Raw genomic sequence first — 25159 nt, 5'->3', positions numbered from 1 at the left:
AGCGAGGTGAGAGAAACCCACTTCAGGCGGGAAAGGTGGGCTGGGACCTCAGTGGTCGGGGGAGTCGCTGAGGGGCCGCTCCTTGGTGGCGAGCTCCTCCTTGGCCTTCGCGGCTGCGTGGGCGTGCTCCTCCTTGGTGCGGGCAGCGGAAGCAGCGCGGGCGTCGGACTCCTGGGCGGCCGGCATACGCCAGCGGGCCGTGGTCATGCCGGCCTCCTTGGCGCGCTCGATCGCCTCCTCGACGCAGCGCTCGGCGTCCTCACGACCGGCCCAGTGCGCGCCCTCGACGGACTTGCCGGGCTCGAGGTCCTTGTAGGTCTCGAAGAAGTGCTGGATCTCGAGGCGGTCGAACTCGCTGATGTGGTCGAGCTCGGTGATGTGCGCCTTGCGCGGGTCGCCGGCGGGGATGCAGAGGATCTTGTCGTCGCCACCGGCCTCGTCACGCATGTGGAACATGCCGATGGGGCGGGCCCGGACGAGACAGCCGGGCCAGGTGGGCTCGTCGAGCAGCACGAGGGCGTCGAGGGGGTCGCTGTCCTCACCAAGGGTGTCCTCGACGTAGCCGTAGTCCGAGGGGTAGGCCATCGACGTGAAGAGCATCCGGTCCAGACGGATGCGCCCGGTCTCGTGATCCACCTCGTACTTGTTGCGGTGTCCCTTGGGGATCTCGATGGTGACGTCGAACTCCACGGTGGTGGCCTTCTTTCGGATGGGTACGGATGACCTACGCTCGAGGATCATTGTCCCGCATGATTGGGGCACTGCAGGAGAAGGGGTCGGATGCGACGGGCGGTTGTGGCGGGGGTCACGTGTCTCCTCGTCGGCGGCGTCGGATATGCCGCGGCGGACGTCGTCGACCTGGCGCCCGGCGTCCTGACCCACGACGGGGCCTCGATCGACCCGCCGACCCCCACCGGCTCGGCGTCACCGTCGCCGAGCTGGGCCCCGTTGCCAGCCGCAGCAGGCTCCGGCCGAAGCGCTGGTGGCACCTCGACCCCCACCCCCTCGGCCGCCGGGGCGCCGCCGACGACGGCGGGACTCACCAAGGCCCTGGGGGCGCTCGCGAAGGACCCGTGGCTGGGTCCGAGCGTGGGGATCAGCGTCCGTGACGGTCTCACGGGCACGGAGCTGTATGCCGTCGATCCCGCAACCCCGCGAGAGCCGGCCTCGACGACGAAGATCCTCAGCGCCTTCGCTGCTGTGAAGTCCCTCGACCTCGACGCCAGGATGTCCACCCGGGTGGTCACCGGCAGCACGCCGGGGGAGATCATGCTCGTCGCTGGCGGCGACACGATGATCGGCGACGGGGCGTCGAACCCGGACGTGGTCGCCGGACACGCTGGCCTGGCGACCCTCGCCGACGAGGTGGCTGCCTCGTTGAAGGCCCGTGGGGCCGGGCCCGTGACGCTCCGCGTCGATGCCACGTATGCCGCCGGACCCCGCCTCCCTGCTAAGTGGAAGGCGATCGATGTCCGTGACGGCTTCACCCAGGGGGTGGCGATGCTGGGCCGCGCCGTGCAACGGCCACGCATCGGCACTCCGTCGGTCGCGGTCGCCGAGGACTCGGTCGCGGCGTCGCTGGGAGCCCTCCTGAACAAGCGTGGCGTGCGCACGACGGTGACCCCGATCCGCGGCCACGGCACCCCGGCCCCGGCCGCGGCGCAGGAGCTGGGGTCGGTCGAGTCCGCGACCTACCGGGAGGTCCTCGACCTTGCCCTGACCGTGAGTGACGACGCCCTCACCGAGAACCTCGTGCGCCAGGCGATGGTCAGTGTCGGTCAGTCGCCGGCCGCCCTCCTGGCCCCGCCGAACTTCGTGCGCTCGACCCTGGCGGCTGCGGGTGTCACCACGGCGGGCATGGCCACCCTCGACACCAGCGGTCTCGCCTACGGGCAGTTCGTGAGCGCCACGACGATCAGCGAGGTGCTCGCCCTCGCGACGTCGGGACGCGAGCCGGACCTGCAGGCCGCCGTCGCCAAGCTGCCGGTGGCCGGCCTGACCGGCACCCTCTCCAAGCGCTACCAGAAGCTCGAAGACCAAGTCCGTGGCCGGCATACCGAGGGCGAAGACCGGCACCCTGACCGGCATCTCGAGCCTGGCCGGGACGACCGTGACAGCCGACGGGCGCCTGCTCACGTTCACCATCCTCGCCGACCGTGTGCCACCCTCATCGGGAACGCTCGGAGCACGCGCGGCGTTGGATCGGTTCGTCACCGCACTGACCCGGTGCGGCTGTCGCTGATGTCGGGTCGTCACTGAGGAGAGCACGTGAGCAACAGCTACGTCGACTGGGAGTTCGCCAAGACCACCGGGCGGACCCTCGTCGCAGCGGGACCGAACGTGTCGTCGGACGAGGCCACCGCCGAGGTGGAGGCCATCCGGGCCGCAGCCCGGCGGGCCCACGGACCCGTGGCCGAGACCTCCCGACTCTCGACGCCCGACGGTGCCCCCGAGGCCCTGGTCATCGACCGGCCGACGTGGATCGCGATGAACGCCGACTCGATGGGCGCGATGCTCAACCCCGCGTTCGAGCAGATCGTCAAGCAGCGCAACGCTCCCTCCGGAGTCGGCGCCGTCATCGGCGGCAAGGTCACCGGCGCCGAGGCGGGGGCGCTGCTCGCGTTCATGTCGAGCAAGGTCCTGGGTCAGTACGACCTGGCACCCGGCGGCACCCCGGCGCTGCTGCTCGTCGCCCCCAACCTCGTCCAGGTCCAGCGCGAGCTCGACGTCGACGCCGAGGACTTCCGCGCCTGGGTGTGCATGCACGAGGAGACGCACCGTGTGCAGTTCACCGCCGTGCCGTGGCTGCGCGAGCACATGATCGACCAGGCCCGGCAGCTCGCCACCGACATGGCGCCCGACCAGGAGCGCATCCAGGAGCTCACGAGGCGCATCACCGAGAAGCTTCCCGAGCTCTTCAGCAAAGCTTCCGGTGGCATCACCGACCTCGTGACGACCCCCGAGCAGCGGGCCAAGCTCGCCGAGCTCACCGCCGTCATGTCGCTCCTCGAGGGCCACGCGGACGTCGTCATGGATGACGTGGGACCTGCCCACATCCCGACGGTCGCGCAGATCCGCGCCAAGTTCACCGAGCGACGCAAGGGGGCCGGCGCCGTGGACAAGATGCTGCGACGGCTGCTGGGGCTCGAGGCCAAGATGCGTCAGTACAAGGACGGCGCGGCCTTCGTGCGAGGCGTGCAGGACCGTGTTGGTGTCGATGGGTTCAACGCGATCTGGTCCTCACCCGAGACCTTGCCCAAGCCGCTCGAGATCACCGATCCGGCCGCTTGGGTCACGCGCGTGCACGGCTGAGCGCATGTCCGGTCCGCACCCGTCGACGGCGAAGATCCGGTATGCCGTCCGCGCGGCTCTCGCGGACCTCTCACCCGCGTCCCTCGTTCTGGTGGCGTGCTCGGGTGGCGGCGACTCGATGGCGCTCGCGGAGGCCGTTGCCCACGAGGCCCGGCACGCGCCGTGGCGCGCGGGGGCCGTCGTGGTCGACCACGGGCTGCAGCCGGACTCGGCCCACGTTGCCGAGGAGGCGGCGCAGCGATGTCGAGGCCTCGGGCTCGACCCGGTCGTGGTCGAGCGAGCAGCGGTGTCGGGCAACGGTTCCGGGCTCGAGGCCGCAGCCAGAGACGCCCGGTATGCCGCGTTGTCCGGATCGGCGGACCGCCTCGGTGCCGTTGTGGTCCTGCTCGGCCACACCCTCGACGACCAAGCCGAGCAGGTGCTGCTCGGCCTGGTCCGTGGGTCGGGTGCACGCTCGCTGGCCGGGATGCCGGCGGCTCAAGGGCGCTATCGGCGACCGCTGCTGGGTGTGACCCGGGCTGAGTGTCGCGAGTCCTGCGCCGCCGAGGGGGTGCAGTGGTGGGACGACCCGATGAACGAGGACACCTCCTTCACGCGCGTCCGCGCGCGCCGGGCCGTCGCCGACCTCGAGGCCGACCTGGGGCCGGGAGTCATTGCGGCACTGGGGCGTTCGGCCGATCAGCTGAGGGACGACGCCGATGTCCTCGACGCCCTTGCCGATGACGCGGTGTCGGCGCTGGGGACTGGTCCGTGGGCCGTCGCCGATCTCGGTGGGCTGGCCCGGGGCGTGCGCATGCGGGTCTGGCGAAGGCTCCTCGTCGCGGCCGGTGCGCCGGCCGGGCAGGTGAGCACCCGGCATACCGAGTCGTGTGATGCGTTGGTCACCAACTGGCGCGGTCAGGGACCGGTCCATGCTCCAGGACCCGTCCGCGTGCTGCGGCGTGACGGATACGTTGTGGCACAGCCGGATTCGGTTAGTCGTGCAGCCGCACATGGTTAGCTATCGCATCGCCGAGGCTGACCTGACCACGGCCACGTTCGGGATCTCGGTCCTCAGCGAGACGACACTGTCGCTGCGGGCGGTGTGGCGCCCCGACGTCTATCCACACATGGCCCCATGGCGTCGGCCCATCGAGCCCCGACTCGCGGGCCTCGACCTCGAGATGCTGCTGGCGCTCGTCGCACCGGACTACTCGACTCCGGAGTTCCTCAACCCGCGGCCGGTGGCGCCGTCGACGGACTTCGACGACGAGCTGTCGACGGTGTCACGGTTGCCCGCGAAGGTCGTGGACCGGGACCTCGACGACCTCTATCCGTCAGGACGGCCGGCCGCTCTCGTCGGTCCGACCGCGCGCGTGCTCGAGCGCATCGTGCGTGCGATGGAGGAGTACTGGCTGACCTGCGTCCGGCCGTGGTGGTCCCCGATGCACGCCAACCTCTCGGGTGACATCACGATGCGGGCCGTGACCAGTGCCCGGGTCGGTCTGCGACCGATGCTTGACGACCTGAGCCCGGCACTGCGGTTCGGGGACAGGGAGATCCAGGCCTGGAACCCCAGCGGTCCACACTTCCACGCCGATGCCCGAGGTCGGGGGCTGGTCTTCGTGCCGACGCACTTCACGCCGCATGCGTCCTACCCCTTCAACGCCGATGCGCCGCCCTACATCCTGTATCCCGCGCTGGGCCGAGGTCGTCTCGACCTGCCGTCGCCGGCGCCGCAGCGCGCGGTGCAGCTGCTCGGCACCACTCGGGCGACGCTGCTGATGAACCTGCGTGAACCGATGTCGAGCACCACGGTGGCCGCCCGGCGACGCATCAGCGTGTCCGCGGCCAACCAGCAGCTGCGGTGGCTGCGTGACGTGGGGCTGGTGACGACGATCCGCGACGGCCGGTCTCTGCTCTACGTCCGAACGTCGGCCGCCGAAGCGCTTCTTGGCGACCTTCACCCGCCGACCTGAGCGCCCCTCCTCGCTCAGGTCGGCGGACATGACGTCCACTCGCCACCAGGACGCTGCGCTAACGGGTCGCGTAGATCACCTCACCGCCACCGGACCGGATCGCGGCCACGGTCCGACCCGGTATGCCGGTGTAGAGGTTGCGCCAGCCGGCGCTGCTCCCCGCCTCCCACACCCCGCCGTTGATGAGGGTGTAGAGCACGGTGCTTCCGTCGGGACGGACGATGCCCGAGACGTCGGTGGCGCCGCTGATCCCGGTGTAGAGGTTGCGCCAGCTGTCGCTGCCGGCCTCCCAGACCTGTCCGTTGATCAGGGTGTAGACCACGCTCTTGCCATCGGGCCGGACGATCGCGTCCACATCGGTGGCGCCGCTGATCCCGGTGTAGAGGTTGCGCCAGCCGGCGTTGCTTCCGGCCTCCCACACCCCGCCGTTGATGAGCGAGTAGAGCACGGTGCTTCCGTCGGGACGGACGACGGCGGAGATGTCCGTGACACCGCTGATGCCGGTGTAGAGGTTGCGCCAGCTGTCGCTGCCGGCCTCCCAGACCTGTCCGTTCCTGACGGTGTAGACCACGCTCTTGCCATCAGGCCGGACGATCACGTCCAGGTCGGTAGCGTCACTGATGCCGGTGTAGAGGTTGCGCCAGCCGGCGTTGCTTCCGGCCTCCCAGACCTGCCCGTTGTTCAACGAGTAGAGCACCTTCGTGCCGTCCGGTCGCACGACCGCGGAGGTGCGGCTGGCTCGGATGGGACCGTTGGAGTCGCCCATCGCGAGTGCCTTCCAACCAGTCGAGCTGGCTGCTTCCCACACCTGGCCGGAACCGGCCGTGCCGTCCGGCGGTGTCGTGGTGCCCCGCGCGAGGTACCGAAGTCCGTTTCGGTCGCCGGCCTTGTAGGTTCCGTCCCCCGCGAAGTCCGAGCTGTCGACGGTTCCGTGCATGAGCTGGGCGGGGTCTGTGGCGTGACGCAGGCCCAGCGTGTGTCCGAGCTCGTGGCTGAGCAGGGCGTGGAGGTACGAGGACGACTTGGTGAAGGCGGCCATCCTGAGCTGGAGGTGGGAGCTGCTGACGTAGCCGCTCGACAGCCCATAGGAGCCACACCCGTCCCAGGACCCCCAGGGCGTCGAACCGCAGGATCCGCCGGTGGCCGCGCTGACATAGATCTCGTCTCCCGAGCCGGTACGTGAGCCGACGCCACCGAAGGTGATTCGGGTGTTCGCGATGGAGTGCAGCTCGTTGACGCTGCGCTCGAGGTACGGGCGCGCGGAGGCCTCCACGCTGCTGCTCGAGAACCTGATCGTGTAGGCCGGTCGGTCCCGGACGGTGCTGTCCAGGAGGACGAAGCCTTGACCGGAGTTCCAGTCAGCATGTGCTGGGGCGGCTGTGGCGACCGCTCCTGCCACCGCCACCACCGCGGCGGTTCCCAACGCTGCGGCGGCGCGCGCCCACAGCGAAGTACGACGTGTGTTCATTTCGGGTTCCTTACGAAGGCTGGTTCTCCCGGATGATGCCCGGACAGCGTGAAACCTTCGTCCCGCGGAGGTCGACCGGCAATTGATGTAGGGATCGGCTACATCGTCGGCGTCGCTTGAACGGCGCCGATCGTCCCCTTACCCCGCGACGGGGGTCAACGGGTGGATCGCCACGTCGCCGGCAAGCGCTCCCTCGGCGGCGGCGAACGCCGCAGCAACGTGTGGAGCCTGCATGTGGGCGTCGAGGGCTGCCTGGTCGGTCCAGCGCTCGACGGTGACGAACACCCCGGGCGCCGCGGCGGACTCGAAGAGGTCATAGGCCAGGCAGCCGGACTCCTGCCGGGTGGCCTCGGCGAGCTGGGTGAGCGCGCCGCGCAGGGCTTCGACGTGCTCGGGCTTGACGGGGATGGTGGCGACGACGTTCAGCTCGCTCATGGGAGCGCCTCTCGTGGATGGGTCCCGAATCCGGGTGATTTGCACAGTACGGGTGCCCGGGTGTCCATGCGGCCCGCTTGTCCGGTTGACTAGGAGGTGACCGGTTGGCCAGGACGTGGCCGACCGACCCAGGACCGACGACACCACCAGGAGAGCATCGTGGACGCTGCCCACATGGGGGCCGACCTCGAGCGGGTCCTCGTCACCGAGGACGAGATCCAGGCCAAGCTCGCCGAGCTGGCCGAGGAGATCGCGCAGGAGTACGCCGGCAAGGATCTGCTCCTCGTGGGAGTCCTGAAGGGGGCGGTGATGGTCATGGCCGACCTCCTGCGAGCCCTGCCGATGACGGCTCCCGTCGACTGGATGGCGGTCTCCTCCTACGGATCGGGCACCAAGAGCAGCGGTGTCGTCCGGATCCTCAAGGACCTGGACGCCGACATCTCCGGCAAGCACGTGCTCATCGTCGAGGACATCGTCGACTCGGGCCTGACCCTCTCGTGGATCAGGGCCAACCTCGAGTCCCGCCGGCCGGCCTCGGTCGAGATCGTCACCCTGCTGCGCAAGCCCGAGGCCGCCAAGGTCGAGGTGGACGTCAAGTGGGTCGGGTTCGACATCCCCAACGAGTTCGTCGTCGGCTACGGCCTTGACTACGACGAGCAGTACCGCGGCCTCCGGCAGGTCGGCACGCTCGCCCCGCACGTCTACAGCTGACCGAGAGGCAGGCGGGCATGGCCACGGACCTCGTCGTCCCCCTCGCCCCCGGAGTGTGGCGCATCCGCCTCCTGCGCGACTTCATCAACGGCTTCATCCTTCGTGACGACGACGGTCAGGTGACGCTCGTCGACATGGGCCTTGCGTCCCACGGACCCAAGGTCATGGCGGCCCTCTCGACCATCGGCTCCGGCCCGAGCGATGTCACCCGCCTCCTGCTCACCCACGCGCACCTCGACCACGCCGGCGGTGCTGCCCATGTGTCGCGCGAGACGGGCCAGGCCTTCGGAGTCCATGAGGACGACGCCACCTTCGCCCGCAGTGGCCACTCGCCGCCGCGCGACGGCTCGCTGCGGATCGGCGCCCTCGCCAACCTGCTCATGGGCGGACGACAGGCCTTCGAGCCGATCGAGGTCGGCGAGACCTTCGTCGACGGGCAGGTCGTCCCCGTGGCCGGAGGTCTCGAGGTGGTGCACACGCCCGGGCACTCACCCGGCCACGCGGCATACCTCCACCGCGACAGCGGGGTCCTCATCACCGGCGACTCGATCTTCAACGTGCGTGGACTGAGGTGGCCGGTCAAGGCGTTCTGCACGAACTTCGTCATGACCATGCAGACGGCGGAGCGCCTGACGACGCTCGACTACACGACCGCAGCGTTCACCCATGGCGCGGAGCTGCGCGACAACCCCCGGGCCGCGATCGGCGACTTCCTCGCCCGCAACCGGACCTGAGGTCGCGGACCTCGCGGAACACGCGGCATACGCCGGTCGTTGTCCCGGTCGGACGCGCCCCGTGGAGCCAGGCTCCAGACGGGTAGCGTGTGCACCCAGACCTGTGCCGCCTGAGCGCGCACGGAGATTTCGCTGATCAGGAGGACGTGGGGCCACTGGCCCCATTCACATTCATGGATGCCAAGCGCGTGTTCAAGACCCCGTTGTTCTGGGTCCTTGCCGTCATCGCCATCACCGTGGTGATGTTCTCGCTCGGGGGTGACGACGGTTACGCGACGATCGACACCGCGAAGGCCGAGAAGCTCATCACCGACAAGAAGGTCGACAAGGCCGAGCTGACGAGTGACAACGTCCTCAAGCTCGACCTCAAGCAGGACGCGGCCTACTCCGACGAAGGCGCCAACATCAAGGACGCCGACAAGGTCCAGGCCGAGTTCGTCGACGCCCGCGCCGAGTCCCTTGTCGCGCTGATCGATGCCAACGAGCCCACCAACGGCTACAACGACAAGCGGGAGACGCAGAACCCGTTCTTCACGCTCCTCATCAGCATCTTCCCGATCCTGCTGCTCGTCGGCCTCTTCTGGTTCATCATGAGCCAGTCCCAGGGCGGCGGCTCGCGGGTCATGCAGTTCGGCAAGTCCAAGGCCAAGCTGGCCACCAAGGACACCCCCAAGGTGACCTTCGACGACGTCGCGGGCGCCGACGAGGCCGTGCAGGAGCTCTACGAGATCAAGGAGTTCCTCTCGGACCCGGCCAAGTTCCTCGCGGTCGGAGCCAAGATCCCCAAGGGTGTCCTCCTCTACGGCCCTCCCGGAACCGGCAAGACCCTCCTCGCCCGCGCCGTCGCCGGTGAGGCCGGGGTGCCGTTCTACTCGATCTCCGGCTCGGACTTCGTCGAGATGTTCGTCGGTGTCGGTGCCTCGCGTGTCCGTGACCTCTTCGAGCAGGCCAAGGCCAACGCGCCCGCCATCGTCTTCGTCGACGAGATCGACGCCGTCGGGCGCCACCGCGGCGCAGGCATGGGCGGCGGACACGACGAGCGCGAGCAGACGCTCAACCAGCTGCTGGTCGAGATGGACGGCTTCGACGTCAAGACCAACGTCATCCTCATCGCCGCGACCAACCGCCCCGACATCCTCGACCCCGCGCTGCTGCGCCCGGGCCGCTTCGACCGCCAGATCGCCGTCGAGGCGCCCGACATGCTCGGCCGCCACCGCATCCTCGAGGTCCACTCGCAGGGCAAGCCGATGGCCGCGGGCGTCGACCTGCTCGCCGTCGCGCGGCGCACGCCCGGCTTCACCGGTGCCGACCTCGCCAACGTCCTCAACGAGGCCGCGCTGCTCACGGCCCGCACCGACAAGAAGCTCATCGACGACTTCACGCTCGACGAGGCCATCGACCGCGTCATCGCCGGACCGCAGAAGAAGACGCGGATCATGTCCGCCAAGGAACGCAAGATCACGGCCTACCACGAGGGTGGCCACGCCCTGGTCGCGTCGGCGATGAACCACACCGACCCGGTGACCAAGGTGACGATCCTGCCCCGCGGCCGAGCGCTCGGCTACACGATGGTCATGCCCCTCGACGACAAGTACTCCACGACGCGCAACGAGATCCTCGACCAGCTCGCCTACGCACTGGGTGGCCGCGTCGCGGAGGAGATCATCTTCCACGACCCCACGACCGGTGCCGCCAACGACATCGAGAAGGCCACCGCCATGGCCCGCAAGATGGTCACCGAGTACGGCATGAGCGAGCGCGTCGGCGCGATCAAGCTCGGCCAGAGCCAGGGTGAGGTCTTCCTGGGCCGCGACCTCGGGCACCAGCGCGACTACTCCGAGAAGATCGCCGGCATTGTCGACGAGGAGGTGCGTGGGCTCATCGAGGCCGCGCACGACGAGGCGTGGCACGTCATCAACGCCAACCGCGACGTCCTCGACCGCCTCGTCCTCGAGCTCCTCGAGCGCGAGACCCTCAACCAGAAGGACCTCGCGGTCATCTTCGAGGACATCGTCAAGCGGCCGTTGCGCCCGACGTGGCTCTCGAGCGAGCACCGAGGCATCTCCGACCAGCCGCCGGTGATGACGCCGGCCGAGCGGGCAGCCCTCAACGGACACGACTCGTCCGGCGCACCCGCCGGTGCCCACGCCAACGAGGGTGACCCGGCGACGGTGGCGGCGATCGACAGGGCCGCGACCGAGGGCGCGCACCCCGCTGCGGCGGCCGAGGAGCACCCGCCGACCAAGGTGATCGAGGTTCCCGAGGGCCAGCGTGTCGACCCCGACGCCCACTGAGGCTGACGCTGTCCTGCCCACCGAGGCCGACAGCGTCGCGCCACGCCAGGTGGACCACGAACGCGCTCGCGCCGCCGTGCGCGAGCTGCTCATCGCGATCGGGGAGGACCCCGACCGCGAAGGTCTGATCGACACCCCGGACCGGGTCGCGCGTGCCGCCACCCAGCTGTATGCCGGCCTGTCCCAGGACCCGGCTGACGTCCTGTCCGCGCGGTTCTCGATCGACCACGAAGAGCTCATCATCGTGCGCGACATCGAGATCTTCTCGACCTGCGAGCACCACCTGCTGCCCTTCCACGGTGTGGCCCATGTCGGCTACATCCCGTCGTCCGACGGCACCGTCACCGGCCTCTCCAAGCTGGCCCGGCTCGTCGACGTCTTCGCCCGCCGTCCCCAGGTCCAGGAGCGCATCACCACCCAGGTGGCCGATGCCCTCGTCGAGCACCTCGGGGTGCAGGGCGTCATCGTCGTCATCGAGGCCGAGCACCTGTGCATGTCCATGCGGGGAGTGCACAAGCCCGGCTCCCGCACCATCACGTCGGCCGTGCGCGGCCAGCTGCGCGACCCCGCCACCCGGGCAGAGGCGATGTCGCTCCTGCTCGGCGGCAAGCGGTGATCTCGCTCGTCGCCGGACCTCGGCCCAAGGTCATGGGGGTCGTCAACGTCACCCCCGACTCGTTCAGCGACGGCGGCGAGTGGTTCGAGCCCGAGGCCGCGATCGCGCACGGCCGTGAGCTCGTCGCCGCAGGTGCCGACGTCATCGACGTCGGTGGTGAGTCGACGCGACCCGGGGCGGAGCGACCCCCGGTCGAGGAGGAGCTGCGGCGGGTCCTGCCCGTCGTCCGCGCCCTCGCCGCAGAGGGCGCGATCGTGTCCATCGACACGATGCGAGCCGCCGTCGCCTCCGCCGCGCTCGACGCCGGCGCCGCCCTGGTCAACGACGTGAGCGGAGGCCGCGCGGATGGTGACATGGTCCCGCTCGTCGCGCAGGCCGCCATACCCTTCGTCGCCATGCACTGGCGTGGGCACAGCGCAGACATGCAGGAGCGAGCGACCTACGACGACGTCGTCGCCGACGTCTGCGCTGAGCTGCGCGAACAGGTGAAGGTGTTGCAGGACAGCGGAGTTCGGGCTGGCAACATCATTCTCGACCCCGGCTTCGGGTTCGCCAAGACCGCTGAGCACAACTGGGCGCTGCTGCGCCGGCTCGACGAGCTCGTCGCCCTCGGGCACCCGCTCCTCGTCGGGACCTCGCGCAAGGCCTTCCTCGGGCGGCTCGGGCGCCCGGACGGTGCCGAGCCGCGTCCGGCGACCGAGCGCGACCTCACCACGGCGGTGACCTCGTTCCACGCCGCGCGACACGGGGCCTGGGCGGTGCGGGTGCACGACGTCGCCGCCACCGTGCAGGCACTCGACGTGGCCGAGGCCTTGAGCCAACCCGACGAGGTGAGCACATGAGTGACCGCATCGCCCTCAAAGGCATCTCCGCCAAGGGTTTTCACGGCGTCCTCGACTTCGAGAAGCAGGACGGTCAGACGTTCGTCGTCGACGTCGAGATGGAGGTCGACCTCGCGCCGGCCGGCGCCAGCGACGACCTCGTGGACACCGTGAACTACGCCGAGGTCGCCAGCGACATCGTCGAGCTCATCGCCGGTGAGTCGCTCGACCTCATCGAGGCCCTCGCCGACCAGATCGCCACCAAGGTGCTGACCCGTCCCCTCGTCGAGGCGGTCATCGTCACGGTGCACAAGCCGCAGGCGCCGGTTGGTCATCCCTTCACCGACGTCGCCGTCACGGTCGAGCGCTTGCGCGAGACACCGGTCGTCATCGCCATCGGCTCCAACATGGGCGAGTCGGTGGAGACGATCCAGACTGCGGTCGGGTCCCTCTGGCTCGCGCTCGAGCTCAAGGCCGCCTCACGCGTCTACGAGACCGCACCGGTGGGCGGACCGGCGCAGGCGGCATACCTCAATGCCGTCGTCGTCGGCACGACGTCGATGTCTCCGCAACGCCTCCTGCGCACGATGCAGGACATCGAGCTCGACAACGGCCGGGTCCGCAAGGAGCGGTGGGGGCCGCGCACGCTCGACCTCGACCTCATCCAGTACGGCGACCCCGTCTTCGACACCGACGTCCGCCTCTCGACCGAGGCGCTGACCCTGCCGCATCCGCGGGCCCGCGAGCGCGCGTTCGTGCTCGTGCCGTGGGCCGACGCCGACTCGGAGGCGACGCTGCGGGTGGACGGCGAGGTCCGGCGCGTGGCTGAGCTCGTCGCCGAGGTCGGGACGGCCGGAGTCACGCTCGGACCTGACGTCGACCTGTTGGAGGACGGATGGTGACGGGCCACGGCGTGCGGGTGCGGGTGGCGCTCGCTGTCGGCCTCGGTGTTGGGCTGGTCTCGTGGTTGCTGTGGCACCTCGTCACGGCCGGGGGCTCACTCGTTCCGCGGCCGTCCTGGCTGGCTGCTGGCCTGCTCGTGGCCATGGCGGCGTTCGTCATCGGCTTCGCCTGGCCGGTGCGTGCCTACCTCGGCGCGCGCTCGACCCGGCGCCTGGACCCCTTGCGCGCCGCCCGGGTCGTCGTGCTCGCCCAGGCGGCCACCCTCACCGGCGCGGCTGCCGCCGGCTGGTATGCCGGACAGCTGGCTGTCGTCGCGGGTGGACTCGAGCTCGTGGCCAACGAGTCCCGCGTGTGGCGCCTGGCGATCCTCGTCGGCGCTGGTGTCGTGCTGAGCATCGCGGGGCTGGTGGGACAGCACTGGTGCCGGGTCGACCCGCCCACGGAGGACTGACGACTCGGCGGTCGCGTTCTTGCAGCCGGGCGTCAGGCCAGTGAGGCCCAGACGACCCAGTTGCCCTTGTAGTGGCCACCCTGGACGGGAGTCGTGGGGTCGCACGTGATGAGCCGCAGCAATGGCTCGGGGTTGCCGGCGTCCCAGATCGTGTCATCCTGCGGGACGGCCTTCTTCGACAGCGCCTTGGACCGGGTGGCCTTGAAGGTCACCGACTGGCCCGAGGTGTAGACGACGGTGATCCGGTCGCCGCTGCGCACCTTGGTGAGGTGGCCGAAGGTGTCGAGCTCGAGCTTGGGGGAGCGACGGTTGATGTGTCCTGCGAGGATCGAGGCGCCGGGCCAGCCGGGTTTGGCCCAGCCCTGCTCGGCATACCAGCCGGCGACCCCGAACGGCGGTGCGAGCACGCCCTCGTCGTCCAGTCGGCTGGGGACGAGGTCGGCGTCGACGAGGGTCTCGCCGCTCGTGCTGACGACGACGACCCGCTTCGGCTCACCCCTGGGCTTGACCGTGGACGGGCCGAAGGTGGGCGCGGCGGTCTGGCGAGGGGTCGAGGTCGGTCTCGGGCGGGTTGGAGCTGCGGAGGGGGTGCGCGTCGGCGTCGGGGTCAGGGTGGGACTGGCTGACCGGCTGGCTGAGGGACTGGCCGAGGGCGCGGGTGTCGTCGGGGCGCTTGCGACCGGGGCCTGACCCTCGCGCGACTCCGGAGAGCCGCCGCGAGAGGCCAGGCCCCAGACGAGCAGTGCGACGGCGGCGACGACGGCCGCGGTCGCAGCGAGCAGCCGGCGTCGGTCAGCGGCGAGCTGCGGCACTGCGACGAGCGAACACGGAGGCAGCACCCAGCACGAGGATCGAGCCCGTGCCGGCTGCGGCGAGCGGGATCCACGACGGGGACGTCGGCTGGGCGGCGTCGGTCTGGACGACGTCGGGGCGCACCGGAGACGGCGACGGGGAGGGCGCAGGGGCACTGTCATCAGTCACGACGAGCTGGTCGATCTGAGCGTCCTGGTCCGCGTCAAGGACGCAGTCGCCGAAGACGACGACGGCGTCATCTCCTTCGCCGACGACGAAGTCATCGCCAGCGAAGAAGAACATGTCGCCGGCCTCGTAGGTGTAAGTGCCGGGGCCGTCGATGTCGAGCTCGTCCTCAGCGAAGCTTTCGTCGGAGGTCAGTGCCGGGCCAGAGAGGTCCAGCTCCTCGAAGAGGAAGTCGAGGCCGAGATACTCCTCCGTCTCAGGCACATAGCCCAGGAGTGAAGCGCTGGCTGCGGCGCGGTCGAGGTCAAGGTCGACCAGGACCTGACGGAACTCAGGCGCGAGCTCGAGCCGTGCGGTGGCCGGGTCGAGGGCGATGTCGCGGCTCTCGCTCGTCGTGGCGCCGTCCTTGATGGCGGTGTCGAAGGTTGCAGTGAGCTTGAGACCCGTGGCCGAGAAGATGGGCTCCGGCTCGTCAGCGGGCTCGTCCCCGGGCTCGGACTCGCTGGATTCGAGCTCCCCAAGTGCGCCCTCAGCGGCCTCGGACAGCGACTCGCCCTGCGCAAGACCCTCAGCGACGTCCTCCTCGAGGTCGGAGGGGACTCTTCGAGCTCGTCGAGGGCATATGCCTCGACGGAGCAGGTGTAGGTGAGCTCACCGCTGGCGGCCTGGGCCGACGGGGTCAGGGACAGAGCGGCGGTGGCGGCGAGCGCACCGAAGCAGACGCGACGCAGGGCAACAGAGGTCATGTCAGGTCTTTCGGACGAGAGGCGGGACGAGGTCCCGCGAGACAGGGAGGTTCGCGAAACATACCGGACGTTGGGCCTTTGTGTCCGAAATGCGCCCGGAGGACTCGATCCGAAGCACAGAAGTCGGACCCGACTCAGCTGCGTCGGAAGGCGCGTCGGGCCTGAGAGGCAGCTGCGAGCACGAGCAGGGCGGCCCCGGGAACGAGGGCGGACGGCATACCGGAGTCGGTGGAGGGCTGTGCCGCATCTGTCTGGACGACGGTCGGACGAGAGGGCCCGTTGACGCCGACGACGGTGTCGATGGCCGGCTCCTCACCCTCGACCACCCGACAGGTGATCGACCCGAGCGCAAAACCTTCGCGGTGCGACAGCTCCATGGTGACCTTGCCGGCGGCGAACGTGTGCCTCCCCGTCTCCCTGACGGTGTAGGCCTCCGCCTCGCCGCGTCCCTGCACCGTGGTCGCACCACCGGTGAAGTCGAACGGCATCTCGGTGTATCGCGTCGGCGCATCCGCGTCCTGCTCCACGATGCGGCTCGACATGGTCGCCGCGACCGTGCCTTCCGGAACGCCGAGGTCGCGCATCGCTCTGACGAGCGGAGCGTCGAAGGTGAACCGGCTCGGGACCGGGCTGAGCCGCACGGTCGTGCCGACGGGCACCTCCATGTCGTCGGCGAGGGCCGAGTCGAGCCTCGCCGTCATGGTGAAGCCGTCCTCCTGGCCGTCGTTCTCGCCGTGGAACGAGAGGATCGAGCAGGTGTAGGCGATGCTGCCGGATGCGGCCCCGGCCGGCGCGGCGCCGAGCCCGAGGGCCACGGCGATCAGGCCGAAGGCGGCGCCGAGGTGGCAGGCGGTGCTGGTCGAGCGAGTCATGGACGTTCCCCCCAGGGTGTTGCACCAGGTGCAGGTGCTGCGCGGCGGACTGCGCGCTCACCCATCATGACGGGCTGGCACCGCGAAAGGTTGCCTCGGCACGACAGCAGTCCTTGGCGGGGCTACTTGTCGACGTCACCGACGACGAAGAAGGTCGACCCGAGGATCGCCACCATGTCGGACACGAGAGCTCCCGGCAACAGCTCGGTGAGCACCTGCACGTTGTTGAACGAGGCCGAGCGCAGCTTGAGGCGCCACGGGGTCTTCTCGCCGCGCGACACGAGGAAGTAGCCGTTGAAGCCGAGCGGGTTCTCGGTCGCGACATAGGTCTCCCCCTCGGGGACCTTGAGCACCTTGGGGAGGCGCTGGTTCACCGGTCCGGGTGCGAGCGCACCGAGCACCGACAGGCAGTGCTCGACGAGGTCGAGGCTGACCTGCACCTGCTCGAGCAGCACCTCGAGCCGCGAGAGGCAGTCGCCGGCCGTGCGGGTCACGACGCGCCCGGGCCCGCCCTCGGCGAACAGCTCGCCATAGGCGAGGTAGGGCTGGTCACGACGCAGGTCGATGTCGACGCCCGAGGCGCGCGCGATCGGACCCGAGACACCGTATGCCGCCACGGTAGCGGGGTCGAGGACGCCGACTCCGCGCGTGCGGGCGTTGAGGATCTCGTTGCCGACGAGCATCGACTCGAGGTCGGGCAGGCGTCCGCGCACGGCCTGGACGGCGGAGTCGACGCGACCGAGCCAGCCGGCAGGCACGTCCTCCTTGAGGCCGCCGACGCGGTTGAACATGTAGTGCATCCGTCCGCCGGACGCCTCCTCCATGACCGCCTGCAGCTCCTCGCGCTCGCGGAACGCATAGAAGACAGGAGTGATCGCGCCGAGCTCGAGCGGGTAGGACCCGAGGAACATCAGGTGCGACAGGACCCGGTTGAGCTCGGCGAGCATCGTCCGCAGCCACACCGCTCGCTCGGGCACCTCCATGCCGAGCATCTCCTCGACCGCGAGGACCACGCCGAGCTCGTTGCTGAAGGCACTGAGCCAGTCGTGCCGGTTCGCGAGGACGATGATCTGCCGGTAGTCGCGGACCTCGAAGAGCTTCTCGGCGCCGCGGTGCATGTAGCCGATGATCGGCTCGGCGTGGACGATGCGCTCGCCGTCGAGGGTGAGGCGCAGTCGCAGGACGCCGTGGGTGGCCGGGTGCTGCGGCCCGATGTTGAGGACCATGTCGGCCGTCGCGAGCCCGCCTGCGCCGACGGCGACCGTCTGCATCTCCAGGGTCCCGGTCGGCGTGTCAGGCATGGCTTCGAGTATGCCGCGTCATCGCCCAGTGGAACCCGCCGAGTCCGTGCGGGTCGGTGAGGGCAGCGATCGTCGAGGCTCGACCGAGCGCCCGAACGTAGCCGAGCGGGTCGGTGCTGGCCCCCGCGTGGTCGGGCGTCGCGGCGGTGAGCCCGAACCGGTGGAAGAGGTCGCGCTGCGAGACGACCTCGTCGGCGCCGAGGGAGTCCATGGCGACGTGGGCGGTGAGGTCCCGCTGCCCGTCAGGGACGACGTCGGTCAGGGTTCCTTCGCGGTATGCCGTGAGCGTGCCTTCCAGGGGTCGCGTCACCTTCACGTGACCGTAGTCCACGGCGATGGTGACGCCAGTCCGGCTGCGGGACAACAGGTCTCGCCACGCCAGGTCGCGACTGAGGCCGACCTCGACGCGGTCGCCCGGGCGGGTGGTCGGCCACCACGTGTCGGCCCAGGCGCAGTCTGCGTCGCTCGGCTCACTGCCGAGTGACTCGGTGCCCGCCTCGTCGACGAGGACCTGACGCAGGACTCCGTCGTCGTCGACCTCGGCGATGGTGCACGGCACGACGTCGAGCCACTCATGGGCGAGGACGAGGGCATCGAGGTCCCGCAGCTCACCGGGCAACGCCGCACCGCCGGGGGAGCGGAGCCAGTCGACGGCTGTCGGGAGGTCGTGGGGACGCTCGACCACGTCGACGCCCAGCAGCGCGAGATCGGGTCGCAGGCTGTGGAGGTGGGCCAACAGCTCGCCGCGCCCGCAGGCAAGGTCGACCACGCGGCATACGCCGGCTTGGTCGGCAAGGTTCGCGACGACCTCGGCGAGCACCGCACCCAGCATTCCGTGGGTCGACGTCGTGAAGTGCCTCGCGGGACCTTCGGCTCGGTGATAGAAACCGCCCGGCCCATAGAGCGCGTCCCACCACGCGTCACGCCAGGGTCGAGGGCTCACCCCCGCAACCTATGACAGGTAATCCGTTCGCATCCGACGTGGCCGGAAGGCAGACTCGGTGCACGTGAAACCCCTGACCGAGCACGAGATCCGCAGCAGCTTCGTCAACGCCTCGAAGCGCGAGGTGGCACAGGCGAGCCTGCCCCAGGTGGACAGCCTCGACTGGGAGCGCCTCGAGTACCTCGGCTGGCGCGACGGCAAACGACCTCTCGGCTATGCGGTGGCTCTCATCGACGACGTCCCGAGGGGCATCATCCTGCGAGCCGCCCCACCGGCGACCGCGCTGGGAGGTCGCCGGCGGAGCGCGATCTGCGCCTGGTGCGAGGACCCTCTCGAGACCCAGGACGTCAGCCTCTACGTCGCCAAGCGCGGTGGTGCCGCGGGTCGCAGGGGCGACACGATCGGCACCCTGATCTGCACCGAGTTCGTCTGCTCGAGCAACGTGCGACGCAAGCCGACCTTCACCGAGCTCGGCTCCGACGACCCCGCTGACCGAGACCTGTTCATCGAGCGCCGCATCGAGGGGCTCCGGCACCGCGCGGCCAGGTTCGTCGCCGAGGTCCTCGCCACCGCCTGAAACCGAGCCTCGTGTGCCCGAGAACGGGGTATACCTCGTTCTCAGGCACACGAGGCGGGAGTTTCGGGGCCTGTGGATGACTCCCCGGCCGGTTCGTCGCTTTCCGGCAGGCTCAACCGATGGCGGATTCCCGACGACGTGACCCGGCTGGCAAAGGCTCAGAACGGCTTGCTGGCGCGCCGTCAGCTGAGGGCCCTCGGACTCACGTGGGACCACGTGCTCACGCATCTACTTGCGGAGCGGTGGGTGGAGCGCAGCTCGGTCGTCGTCAGCACGTTCACCGGTGAGCTCACCCGAGAGCAACGTGCGTGGCTGGGAGTGCTGCACGCCGGTCCGCCAGCCATCGTCGGTGGGTACACCGCACTTGAGCTGCACGGCCTCAAGAACTGGCATCGGGACGCCATCACGATCCTGGTTGACGACGAGGAGCATCTCGATCGGCTCGAAGGCATCGACTGGTTCAGGACTCGGCGCCCGCTCGATCTGTGGCACTCCCAGGGTCACGAACTGCCGATGGCGAGGGTGGCGCCAGCGGCCCTGTTGTGTGCGGCATACGAACCGCACCCGCGTACGGCCCAGGGGTTGCTCGCCGCGGTGGTCCAGCAGAGGCTGACGACTGTGCCGAAGCTTCGCGACCAGATGGAGCGGATGAAGCCGTTGAAGCGGGCTCCGCGGTTCCGGGTAGTGCTCGCCGAGATCGAGGGCGGCGCAGGTTCCCTCGCCGAGATCGATGTGACTCGCATGTGCCGCGACTACGGCCTGCCCAGGCCGGACCGGCAGAAGAAGCGCAAGGACTCAGGCGGCAGGTGGCGCTACACCGACTGCGAGTGGGATCTGCCTGACGGCACCGTGATCGTCCTGGAGGTCGACGGTGCATTCCACATGGAGGTGGAGCACTGGGAGAGCGACATCAAGAGGGAGCGGCGCATCACGAGGCGGGGCCGGGTTGTCGTGCGATGTACTGCCCGAGAGGTCCGCGACGAGCCTTTCGAGCTGGCGGCCGACCTCCGGAGTCTCGGATTGGCGGTCTTGTGTGCCTGAGAGCGGCGTATGCCTCGTTCTCAGGCACACGCGGCGGGGGGTTTAGGTTTGGGGCGTGACGCACCCCGCCCGCCTCTCCATCGGTGTCATTGGCGCCGGTCGCGTCGGCGCCGTGCTGGGCGCCGCCCTCGCCCGTGCCGGACACCGCGTCCATGCCGTGTATGCCGTGAGCGAGGCCAGCCGTGAACGTGCGGACGCTCTCCTTCCGGGAGTTCCGGTCAAGGACATCCACGGGGTCATCGACGGCGCCGACCTGGTGCTCCTGGCCGTCCCGGACGACGCCCTCGCCGAGCTCGTCTCCGGGCTGGCGGCGACCGACACGTGGCAGGCCGGGCAGATCGTCGTGCACACGAGCGGCCGGTACGGCACGGACATCCTCCGGCCGGCGCTCGCCTCGCACATCCTCCCCGTCGCGATCCACCCGGCCATGACCTTCACGGGCACTGCCCTCGACCTCGGGCGGCTCGACGAGTGCGCCTTCGGCGTCACCGGCCCCGACGCGTTGCGGCCCATGGCCGAGGCGCTCGTCGTCGAGATGGGCGGTGAGCCGGTGTGGGTCGCGGAGGACCAGCGGGCGGCCTACCACGCGGGCCTGGCCCACGGCTCGAACCACCTCGTCACCCTCATCGCCGAGGCCATGGAGGTCCTCGCCGCCGCCGGTGTCGAGCAGCCCCGTGCTGTCCTGGGACCGCTCGTGCGGGCTGCCCTCGACAACGCGCTGCGGCTCGGTGACGCAGCCCTCACCGGCCCTGTGGCCCGTGGCGATGTGAGTACCGTGGACACGCACCTTCGCGAGCTGGAGCGGATCTCACCCGGGATCCGCACGACCTACGTCGCCCTGGCTCGAGCCACCGCGGTGCGTGCGCTCGAGAGCGGGCGGCTGCGGCCGTCGGCCGCCGAGCCACTCCTCGACACCCTCGCCGACCAGGAGCCGACCTCGTGACCCAGGCCGAAGTGACCGAAACTCCCACTGCCGCAACGGTGGTCGCGAGCACTCGTGACGAGCTCCGGGATGCCCGGGCCGCGCTCTCGGGCACGGACGTCGCCGTCGTCATGACGATGGGCGCGCTCCACGAGGGTCATGCCCAGCTGTTGCGTGAGGCCCGTCGTTCGGCCGACCACCTCATCCTCACGGTCTTCCTCAACCCCCTGCAGTTCGGACCCAAGGAGGACCTGTCGCGCTATCCGCGCACCTTCGACGACGACCTCCGGATCGCCACGGCCGAGGGGGTCGACATCGTCTTCGCGCCGACGCCGGACGTCGTCTACCCCGACGGCGACCCCGGTGTGCGGGTCTCAGCCGGCCCGCTCGGCGACGTCCTGGAGGGCAAGGCGCGCCCTGGGCACTTCGACGGGGTCCTCACCGTCGTCGGCAAGCTGCTCCACCTCACCGGGGCCACCCGCGCGTTCTTCGGGCAGAAGGACGCCCAGCAGCTCCTGCTCATCCGTCGCATGGCTCGCGACCTCGACTTCCCCGTGGAGGTGGTGTCCGTGCCGACCGTGCGCGAGGACGACGGCCTGGCGCTGAGCAGTCGCAACATGTATCTCACCGACTCCGACCGCGAGGTCGCCCTCTGCCTGAGCCGCGCGCTCACCGCGGGAGCCGGCGCGGCGGCATACGGTCCGTCCGCCATCCGCCGCGCCGCCCGCGAGGTCCTCGTCGAGGAGCCGCTCGCCCTCGTCGACTACCTCGTCCTCGTCCACCCGACCACGCTGCAGGACGTCCCTGAGTGGTACCGCGGCGAGGCACTGCTCGCCATCGCCGCCCGGGTCGGCACGACCCGACTCATCGACAACACCCCGATCCTCGTCGGCCCCGGGGGTGGGAGACTCGACGTCTTCTCGCAGCCCGCCACCCCGGGCATCCCCGCTCGCCCGGCCGACACCACCGGCATCAGCACAGGCACGACCCAGGAGCCCTCGTGATGTACCGCTACATGCTGCACAGCAAGATCCACCGCGCGACGGTGACCCAGGCCGACCTGCACTACGTCGGCTCGCTGACGATCGACATGGACCTCATGGAGGCCGCGGACCTCCTCCCGGGACAGCAGGTCGACGTCGTCGACGTCGACAACGGCAATCGCCTGACGACCTATGCGATCGAGGGCGAACGTGGCTCCGGCATCGTCTGCATCAACGGTGCGGCGGCCCGGCTCATCAGCCCCGGCGACACCGTCATCATCATCGCCTACGCGTCGATGTCCGACGAGGACGCACGCGCCCACGACCCGCACGTGGTCTTCGTCGACAAGAGCAACAGGATCGTCGACGTCGGCGACGACGGTGGTGACGTCCCCGAGGGCTTCGGGCTGAAGACGTCGGCCGTGACGAAGCGCTCGCAAGGGTGACCTCGCGCCCCGCGGGTCCTGACGATCGACAAGAGCCCGGTATGCCGGGTGCTCCCGTGAACGTCCGGCTGCCGCGTGCGCTCGCCGCACCGGCGCCCGGATGGACGACGTCGGCCGATGTCATCGTGGTCGGCTCGGGCATCGCCGGCCTGACGTGCGCACTGCGCCTGCGGGAACGCGTCGACCGCGTCCTGCTGGTCACCAAGACGGTGCTGGACGAGGGCTCGACGGCATGGGCGCAGGGGGGCATCGCCGCCGCCCTGCACCCGGAGGACTCGCCCGAGGAGCACCTCGAGGACACCCTCGTGGCCGGCGTGGGCCTGTGTGAACGAGAGGCGGTCGAGGCCCTCGTCACCGAGGGCCCGCGGCGGGTGCGCCAGCTCGTCGCGCTCGGCGCCGAGTTCGACCGGGACGCCGAGGGCGAGATCAAGCTGACTCGCGAGGGTGGGCACCACCGGGACCGCATCGCCCACGCCGGCGGCGACGCCACGGGCCGTGAGATCTCCCGCGCCCTCATCGCTGCCCTCGACCGGGTGCGCCACGACCCCGGCATCGAGGTCGTCGAGCACGCCCTCGTCGTCGACCTGCTCGACGACGGCGCCGGCCGGGTCAACGGAGTCACGCTCCACGTCATCGGTGAGGGACAGCTCGACGGTGTCGGTGCGGCATACGCCCGCGCGGTCGTCCTGGCCACGGGTGGCCTGGGTCAGATCTACACCTCCACGACGAACCCTCCCGTCGCGACCGGCGACGGCATGGCTGCAGCGCTGCGCGCGGGCGCCCGGATGACCGACCTCGAGTTCATCCAGTTCCACCCGACGGTGCTCTTCCTCGGGGAGGGCTCGACCGGGCAGCAGCCGCTCATCTCCGAGGCCGTGCGTGGCGAGGGCGCGTTCCTCGTGGACGCGACCGGGCACCGGATCATGGAGGGGCGGCACGAGCTCGCCGACCTCGCGCCGCGCGACGTCGTGGCCCGCGCCATCCTCGAGACGATGCGCGACCAGGGCACCGACCACGTCTTCCTCGACGCCCGCCACCTGGGAGCGACGTTCCTCGAGGAGCGGTTCCCGTCGATCGTGGCGTCCTGTCGTTCGTTGGGCTTCGACCCGTCCACCGACCTGCTGCCGGTGGCCCCCGCCCAGCACTACGCGTCCGGTGGCATCACGACCGACCTGCGCGGTCGCTCGTCGCTGCCCGGGCTCTATGCGTGCGGCGAGTGCTCGTGCACCGGCGTCCATGGCGCCAATCGCCTCGCGTCCAACAGCCTCCTCGAGGGTCTGGTCTTCGCGAGCCGGATCGCCTCAGACATCCCTGTGCGGATCGCCGACGGTGAGCTGCCCGAGCCGCGACCGGCGACGCCCATGCGTGCGGGCGGCGAGGGCGCCGGCCCGGGGGCGCTCCTCGACAGCTCGCAGCGACTCACCGTGCAGCGAGCGATGACGGCCGGGTCGGGTCCGGTGCGATCGGCGGAGTCGACGGCTGCCACTGCGCAGGCTCTCGCGGACCTCGCCGCGCTCCCGCCCTCGACGGCCGAGCCGGGCCCCAGGACGTGGGAGACGACCAACCTCCTGCACCTCGGCCAGGTCCTCACCGAGCTGGCCCACCGCCGTGCCGAGACGCGCGGCGGCCACGTGCGCAGCGACTTCCCGGAGCGCGACGACGCCCGCTGGCTCGTCCGCCAGAGCGTGGTCGTCGCACCCGACCGATCCCTCACCGTGACCGAACGGAGTATGCCGTGAGCTCGTCCCCCTCAGCAGACCTCGCCTTCCCCCTGCAGGACGCCCGCCGCGTCGTGACGGGCGCCCTCGACGAGGACCTCGGGGGTCCGGACGGCGTCGACGTGACGACGACCGCGACGATCCCGGCGACGCAGACGACGCGGGCTGCGGTCGTCGCTCGCGAGGACGGTGTCATCGCGGGCGTCGACGTCATCGGGCTGACGCTGGGCGAGGTCGCCGACCGTCTCGGCGCCGAGCCGCTGGTCGTCGACGTCAAGGTCGCCGACGGTGACCGGGTCAGGCGCGGTGACGTCGTCGCCGAGCTTCTCCGGGTCGACCCGGGTGACCCTGACGGGGGAGCGGACCCTGCTCAACCTCCTCTGCCGCCTGTCCGGGATCGCCACCCACACCCGACGCTGGGCCGACGTCCTCGAGGGCTCGGGCGCCATGGTGCTCGACACCCGCAAGACGACGCCGGGTCTGCGGGCCCTGGAGAAGTTCGCCGTCCGCGCCGGTGGCGGCACCAACAAGCGCATGGGGCTGCACGACGTCGCCATGATCAAGGACAACCACAAGCTGGCCGCCGGAAGTCTCGCGGCGGCATACGCCGCAGTTCGTCAGCAGTTCCCGGAAGTGCCGGTCCAGGTCGAGGTGACCACGACGGCCGAAGCCTTGGAGTCGGTCGAGGCCGGTGCGCGATTCCTCTTGTGCGACAACATGTCCACCGACCTGCTGCGCGCAACGGTTGAGGCGGTGCGCGCGACGGGGGAGACCGTCGAGCTCGAGGCGACCGGTGGGCTGACGCTCGAGGTCGCAGCGGACTATGCCGCGACGGGCGTCGACTTCCTCAGCGTCGGTGGGCTGACCCACTCCAGCCCGATCCTCGACCTGGCCCTCGACCTCGTGTGAGTTCGCCACCCAATTCCCCC

Annotated in this window: 25 protein-coding genes and 1 pseudogene; 18 read left to right on the top strand and 8 right to left on the bottom strand. The window is 70.1% G+C overall.

From position 1 onward, the window contains the following. Window positions 1–48: 48 nt before the first annotated feature. On the bottom strand, window positions 49–690 hold the full coding sequence (locus tag ACZZ98_RS04815) for an inorganic diphosphatase (protein ID WP_463515176.1): 642 nt from the start codon (window positions 688–690) through the stop codon (window positions 49–51). A 90-nt stretch (window positions 691–780) separates the two neighbouring features. Between ACZZ98_RS04815 and ACZZ98_RS04810 the strand changes: the two genes are divergently transcribed. From ACZZ98_RS04810 to ACZZ98_RS04795, 4 genes are read left to right on the top strand one after another with little or no spacing between them, the layout of a single operon-like run. After that, the gene (locus tag ACZZ98_RS04810) at window positions 781–2259 is read left to right on the top strand and encodes a D-alanyl-D-alanine carboxypeptidase (RefSeq protein ID WP_463515175.1); all 1479 of its coding nucleotides are present in this window, start codon (window positions 781–783) and stop codon (window positions 2257–2259) included. Window positions 2260–2268: 9 nt separating this feature from the next. Beyond that, window positions 2269–3312 carry a zinc-dependent metalloprotease gene (locus tag ACZZ98_RS04805; RefSeq protein WP_463515174.1) on the top strand — a complete coding sequence of 348 codons (1044 nt, stop codon included), beginning with the start codon at window positions 2269–2271 and terminating at the stop codon, window positions 3310–3312. Between the two features lie 4 nt (window positions 3313–3316). Continuing rightward, window positions 3317–4312 (top strand): tRNA lysidine(34) synthetase TilS, encoded by a 996-nt coding sequence (gene tilS, locus ACZZ98_RS04800; protein ID WP_463515173.1) that lies wholly within the window; start codon window positions 3317–3319, stop codon window positions 4310–4312. Then, entirely contained in the window at window positions 4305–5270 is a 966-nt protein-coding gene (locus ACZZ98_RS04795) for an ArsR/SmtB family transcription factor (protein WP_463515172.1), read from the top strand. Before tilS ends, ACZZ98_RS04795 begins: the two co-directional genes overlap by 8 nt. Window positions 5271–5328: 58 nt before the next feature. Here ACZZ98_RS04795 and ACZZ98_RS04790 read toward each other — a convergent pair whose 3' ends face one another. Continuing rightward, complete coding sequence (locus ACZZ98_RS04790; RefSeq protein ID WP_463515171.1) at window positions 5329–6738, bottom strand: matrixin family metalloprotease; 1410 nt, start codon at window positions 6736–6738, stop codon at window positions 5329–5331. Window positions 6739–6876: 138 nt separating this feature from the next. Beyond that, entirely contained in the window at window positions 6877–7173 is a 297-nt protein-coding gene (locus ACZZ98_RS04785; protein WP_463515170.1) for a putative quinol monooxygenase, read from the bottom strand. A 159-nt stretch (window positions 7174–7332) separates the two neighbouring features. Here ACZZ98_RS04785 and hpt point away from each other — a divergent pair, with 159 nt between their 5' ends. From hpt to ACZZ98_RS04750, 7 genes are all read left to right on the top strand, one after another. Then, a complete protein-coding gene (hpt, locus tag ACZZ98_RS04780; RefSeq protein ID WP_449274530.1) occupies window positions 7333–7884 on the top strand; it encodes a hypoxanthine phosphoribosyltransferase in 552 nt (183 codons plus the stop codon). 17 nt (window positions 7885–7901) lie between these two features. Further along, entirely contained in the window at window positions 7902–8618 is a 717-nt protein-coding gene (locus ACZZ98_RS04775) for an MBL fold metallo-hydrolase (RefSeq protein ID WP_463515169.1), read from the top strand. 173 nt (window positions 8619–8791) lie between these two features. After that, window positions 8792–10912 (top strand): ATP-dependent zinc metalloprotease FtsH, encoded by a 2121-nt coding sequence (gene ftsH / locus ACZZ98_RS04770; RefSeq protein ID WP_463515168.1) that lies wholly within the window; start codon window positions 8792–8794, stop codon window positions 10910–10912. A gap of 13 nt (window positions 10913–10925) precedes the next feature. Continuing rightward, entirely contained in the window at window positions 10926–11528 is a 603-nt protein-coding gene (gene folE / locus ACZZ98_RS04765) for a GTP cyclohydrolase I FolE (RefSeq protein WP_463517722.1), read from the top strand. Beyond that, complete coding sequence (gene folP / locus ACZZ98_RS04760) at window positions 11525–12370, top strand: dihydropteroate synthase (protein ID WP_463515167.1); 846 nt, start codon at window positions 11525–11527, stop codon at window positions 12368–12370. The genes folE and folP overlap by 4 nt, the downstream gene beginning before the upstream one ends. Beyond that, on the top strand, window positions 12367–13251 hold the full coding sequence (gene folK / locus ACZZ98_RS04755) for a 2-amino-4-hydroxy-6-hydroxymethyldihydropteridine diphosphokinase (protein WP_463515166.1): 885 nt from the start codon (window positions 12367–12369) through the stop codon (window positions 13249–13251). The genes folP and folK overlap by 4 nt, the downstream gene beginning before the upstream one ends. After that, a complete protein-coding gene (locus tag ACZZ98_RS04750) occupies window positions 13245–13703 on the top strand; it encodes a DUF3180 domain-containing protein (protein ID WP_463515165.1) in 459 nt (152 codons plus the stop codon). Before folK ends, ACZZ98_RS04750 begins: the two co-directional genes overlap by 7 nt. A gap of 32 nt (window positions 13704–13735) precedes the next feature. Here the strand turns inward: ACZZ98_RS04750 and ACZZ98_RS04745 are convergent, their stop codons facing one another. The 5 genes from ACZZ98_RS04745 to ACZZ98_RS04725 all read right to left on the bottom strand — a co-directional run bounded on the left by ACZZ98_RS04745 (window position 13736) and on the right by ACZZ98_RS04725 (window position 18543). After that, on the bottom strand, window positions 13736–14515 hold the full coding sequence (locus tag ACZZ98_RS04745) for a class F sortase (RefSeq protein WP_463515164.1): 780 nt from the start codon (window positions 14513–14515) through the stop codon (window positions 13736–13738). Beyond that, complete coding sequence (locus ACZZ98_RS04740) at window positions 14496–14945, bottom strand: hypothetical protein (RefSeq protein ID WP_463515163.1); 450 nt, start codon at window positions 14943–14945, stop codon at window positions 14496–14498. Before ACZZ98_RS04740 ends, ACZZ98_RS04745 begins: the two co-directional genes overlap by 20 nt. Window positions 14946–15561: 616 nt before the next feature. Continuing rightward, the gene (locus ACZZ98_RS04735) at window positions 15562–16299 is read right to left on the bottom strand and encodes a hypothetical protein (protein WP_463515162.1); all 738 of its coding nucleotides are present in this window, start codon (window positions 16297–16299) and stop codon (window positions 15562–15564) included. A 122-nt stretch (window positions 16300–16421) separates the two neighbouring features. Further along, window positions 16422–17600, bottom strand: a complete 1179-nt coding sequence (locus ACZZ98_RS04730; protein WP_463515161.1) for an NADH-quinone oxidoreductase subunit D — start codon at window positions 17598–17600, stop codon at window positions 16422–16424. Next, window positions 17593–18543 (bottom strand): SAM-dependent methyltransferase, encoded by a 951-nt coding sequence (locus ACZZ98_RS04725; RefSeq protein ID WP_463515160.1) that lies wholly within the window; start codon window positions 18541–18543, stop codon window positions 17593–17595. Before ACZZ98_RS04725 ends, ACZZ98_RS04730 begins: the two co-directional genes overlap by 8 nt. A gap of 64 nt (window positions 18544–18607) precedes the next feature. On the opposite strand from ACZZ98_RS04725, the gene ACZZ98_RS04720 reads away from it, so the two are divergent. The 7 genes and pseudogenes from ACZZ98_RS04720 (at window position 18608) to nadC (ending at window position 25139) form a co-directional block, all read left to right on the top strand. Continuing rightward, a complete protein-coding gene (locus tag ACZZ98_RS04720; protein ID WP_463515159.1) occupies window positions 18608–19120 on the top strand; it encodes an FBP domain-containing protein in 513 nt (170 codons plus the stop codon). Between the two features lie 138 nt (window positions 19121–19258). Then, complete coding sequence (locus ACZZ98_RS04715) at window positions 19259–20161, top strand: hypothetical protein (RefSeq protein ID WP_463515158.1); 903 nt, start codon at window positions 19259–19261, stop codon at window positions 20159–20161. A gap of 55 nt (window positions 20162–20216) precedes the next feature. After that, window positions 20217–21104 carry a Rossmann-like and DUF2520 domain-containing protein gene (locus tag ACZZ98_RS04710; RefSeq protein ID WP_463515157.1) on the top strand — a complete coding sequence of 296 codons (888 nt, stop codon included), beginning with the start codon at window positions 20217–20219 and terminating at the stop codon, window positions 21102–21104. Further along, window positions 21101–22087, top strand: coding sequence for a pantoate--beta-alanine ligase (panC, locus tag ACZZ98_RS04705; protein ID WP_463515156.1), 987 nt, complete (start codon window positions 21101–21103; stop codon window positions 22085–22087). Before ACZZ98_RS04710 ends, panC begins: the two co-directional genes overlap by 4 nt. Further along, on the top strand, window positions 22087–22512 hold the full coding sequence (panD, locus tag ACZZ98_RS04700; protein WP_463517721.1) for an aspartate 1-decarboxylase: 426 nt from the start codon (window positions 22087–22089) through the stop codon (window positions 22510–22512). The genes panC and panD overlap by 1 nt, the downstream gene beginning before the upstream one ends. A 41-nt stretch (window positions 22513–22553) precedes the next feature. Next, window positions 22554–24251 carry an L-aspartate oxidase gene (locus ACZZ98_RS04695; protein WP_463515155.1) on the top strand — a complete coding sequence of 566 codons (1698 nt, stop codon included), beginning with the start codon at window positions 22554–22556 and terminating at the stop codon, window positions 24249–24251. Further along, window positions 24248–25139 (top strand): annotated as a pseudogene (gene nadC / locus ACZZ98_RS04690) (carboxylating nicotinate-nucleotide diphosphorylase). The gene ACZZ98_RS04695 and the pseudogene nadC overlap by 4 nt, the downstream one beginning before the upstream one ends. The last annotated feature ends 20 nt before the right edge of the window (window positions 25140–25159 follow it).

It is taken from the genome of Knoellia sp. AC549, from assembly GCF_979258975.1.
This window is presented reverse-complemented; position numbering and strand designations above follow the sequence as displayed.

Coding starts and splice junctions, on each gene's coding strand:
- ACZZ98_RS04810 (WP_463515175.1), top strand. CDS start 781: ATGCGACGGGCGGTTGTGGCGGGGGTCACGTGTCTCCTCGTCGGCGGC.
- tilS (WP_463515173.1), top strand. CDS start 3,317: ATGTCCGGTCCGCACCCGTCGACGGCGAAGATCCGGTATGCCGTCCGC.
- ACZZ98_RS04795 (WP_463515172.1), top strand. CDS start 4,305: ATGGTTAGCTATCGCATCGCCGAGGCTGACCTGACCACGGCCACGTTC.
- ACZZ98_RS04790 (WP_463515171.1), bottom strand. CDS start 6,738: ATGAACACACGTCGTACTTCGCTGTGGGCGCGCGCCGCCGCAGCGTTG.
- ACZZ98_RS04785 (WP_463515170.1), bottom strand. CDS start 7,173: ATGAGCGAGCTGAACGTCGTCGCCACCATCCCCGTCAAGCCCGAGCAC.
- ACZZ98_RS04775 (WP_463515169.1), top strand. CDS start 7,902: ATGGCCACGGACCTCGTCGTCCCCCTCGCCCCCGGAGTGTGGCGCATC.
- ftsH (WP_463515168.1), top strand. CDS start 8,792: ATGGATGCCAAGCGCGTGTTCAAGACCCCGTTGTTCTGGGTCCTTGCC.
- folK (WP_463515166.1), top strand. CDS start 12,367: ATGAGTGACCGCATCGCCCTCAAAGGCATCTCCGCCAAGGGTTTTCAC.
- ACZZ98_RS04750 (WP_463515165.1), top strand. CDS start 13,245: ATGGTGACGGGCCACGGCGTGCGGGTGCGGGTGGCGCTCGCTGTCGGC.
- ACZZ98_RS04735 (WP_463515162.1), bottom strand. CDS start 16,299: ATGACTCGCTCGACCAGCACCGCCTGCCACCTCGGCGCCGCCTTCGGC.
- ACZZ98_RS04730 (WP_463515161.1), bottom strand. CDS start 17,600: ATGCCTGACACGCCGACCGGGACCCTGGAGATGCAGACGGTCGCCGTC.
- panD (WP_463517721.1), top strand. CDS start 22,087: ATGTACCGCTACATGCTGCACAGCAAGATCCACCGCGCGACGGTGACC.
- ACZZ98_RS04695 (WP_463515155.1), top strand. CDS start 22,554: ATGCCGGGTGCTCCCGTGAACGTCCGGCTGCCGCGTGCGCTCGCCGCA.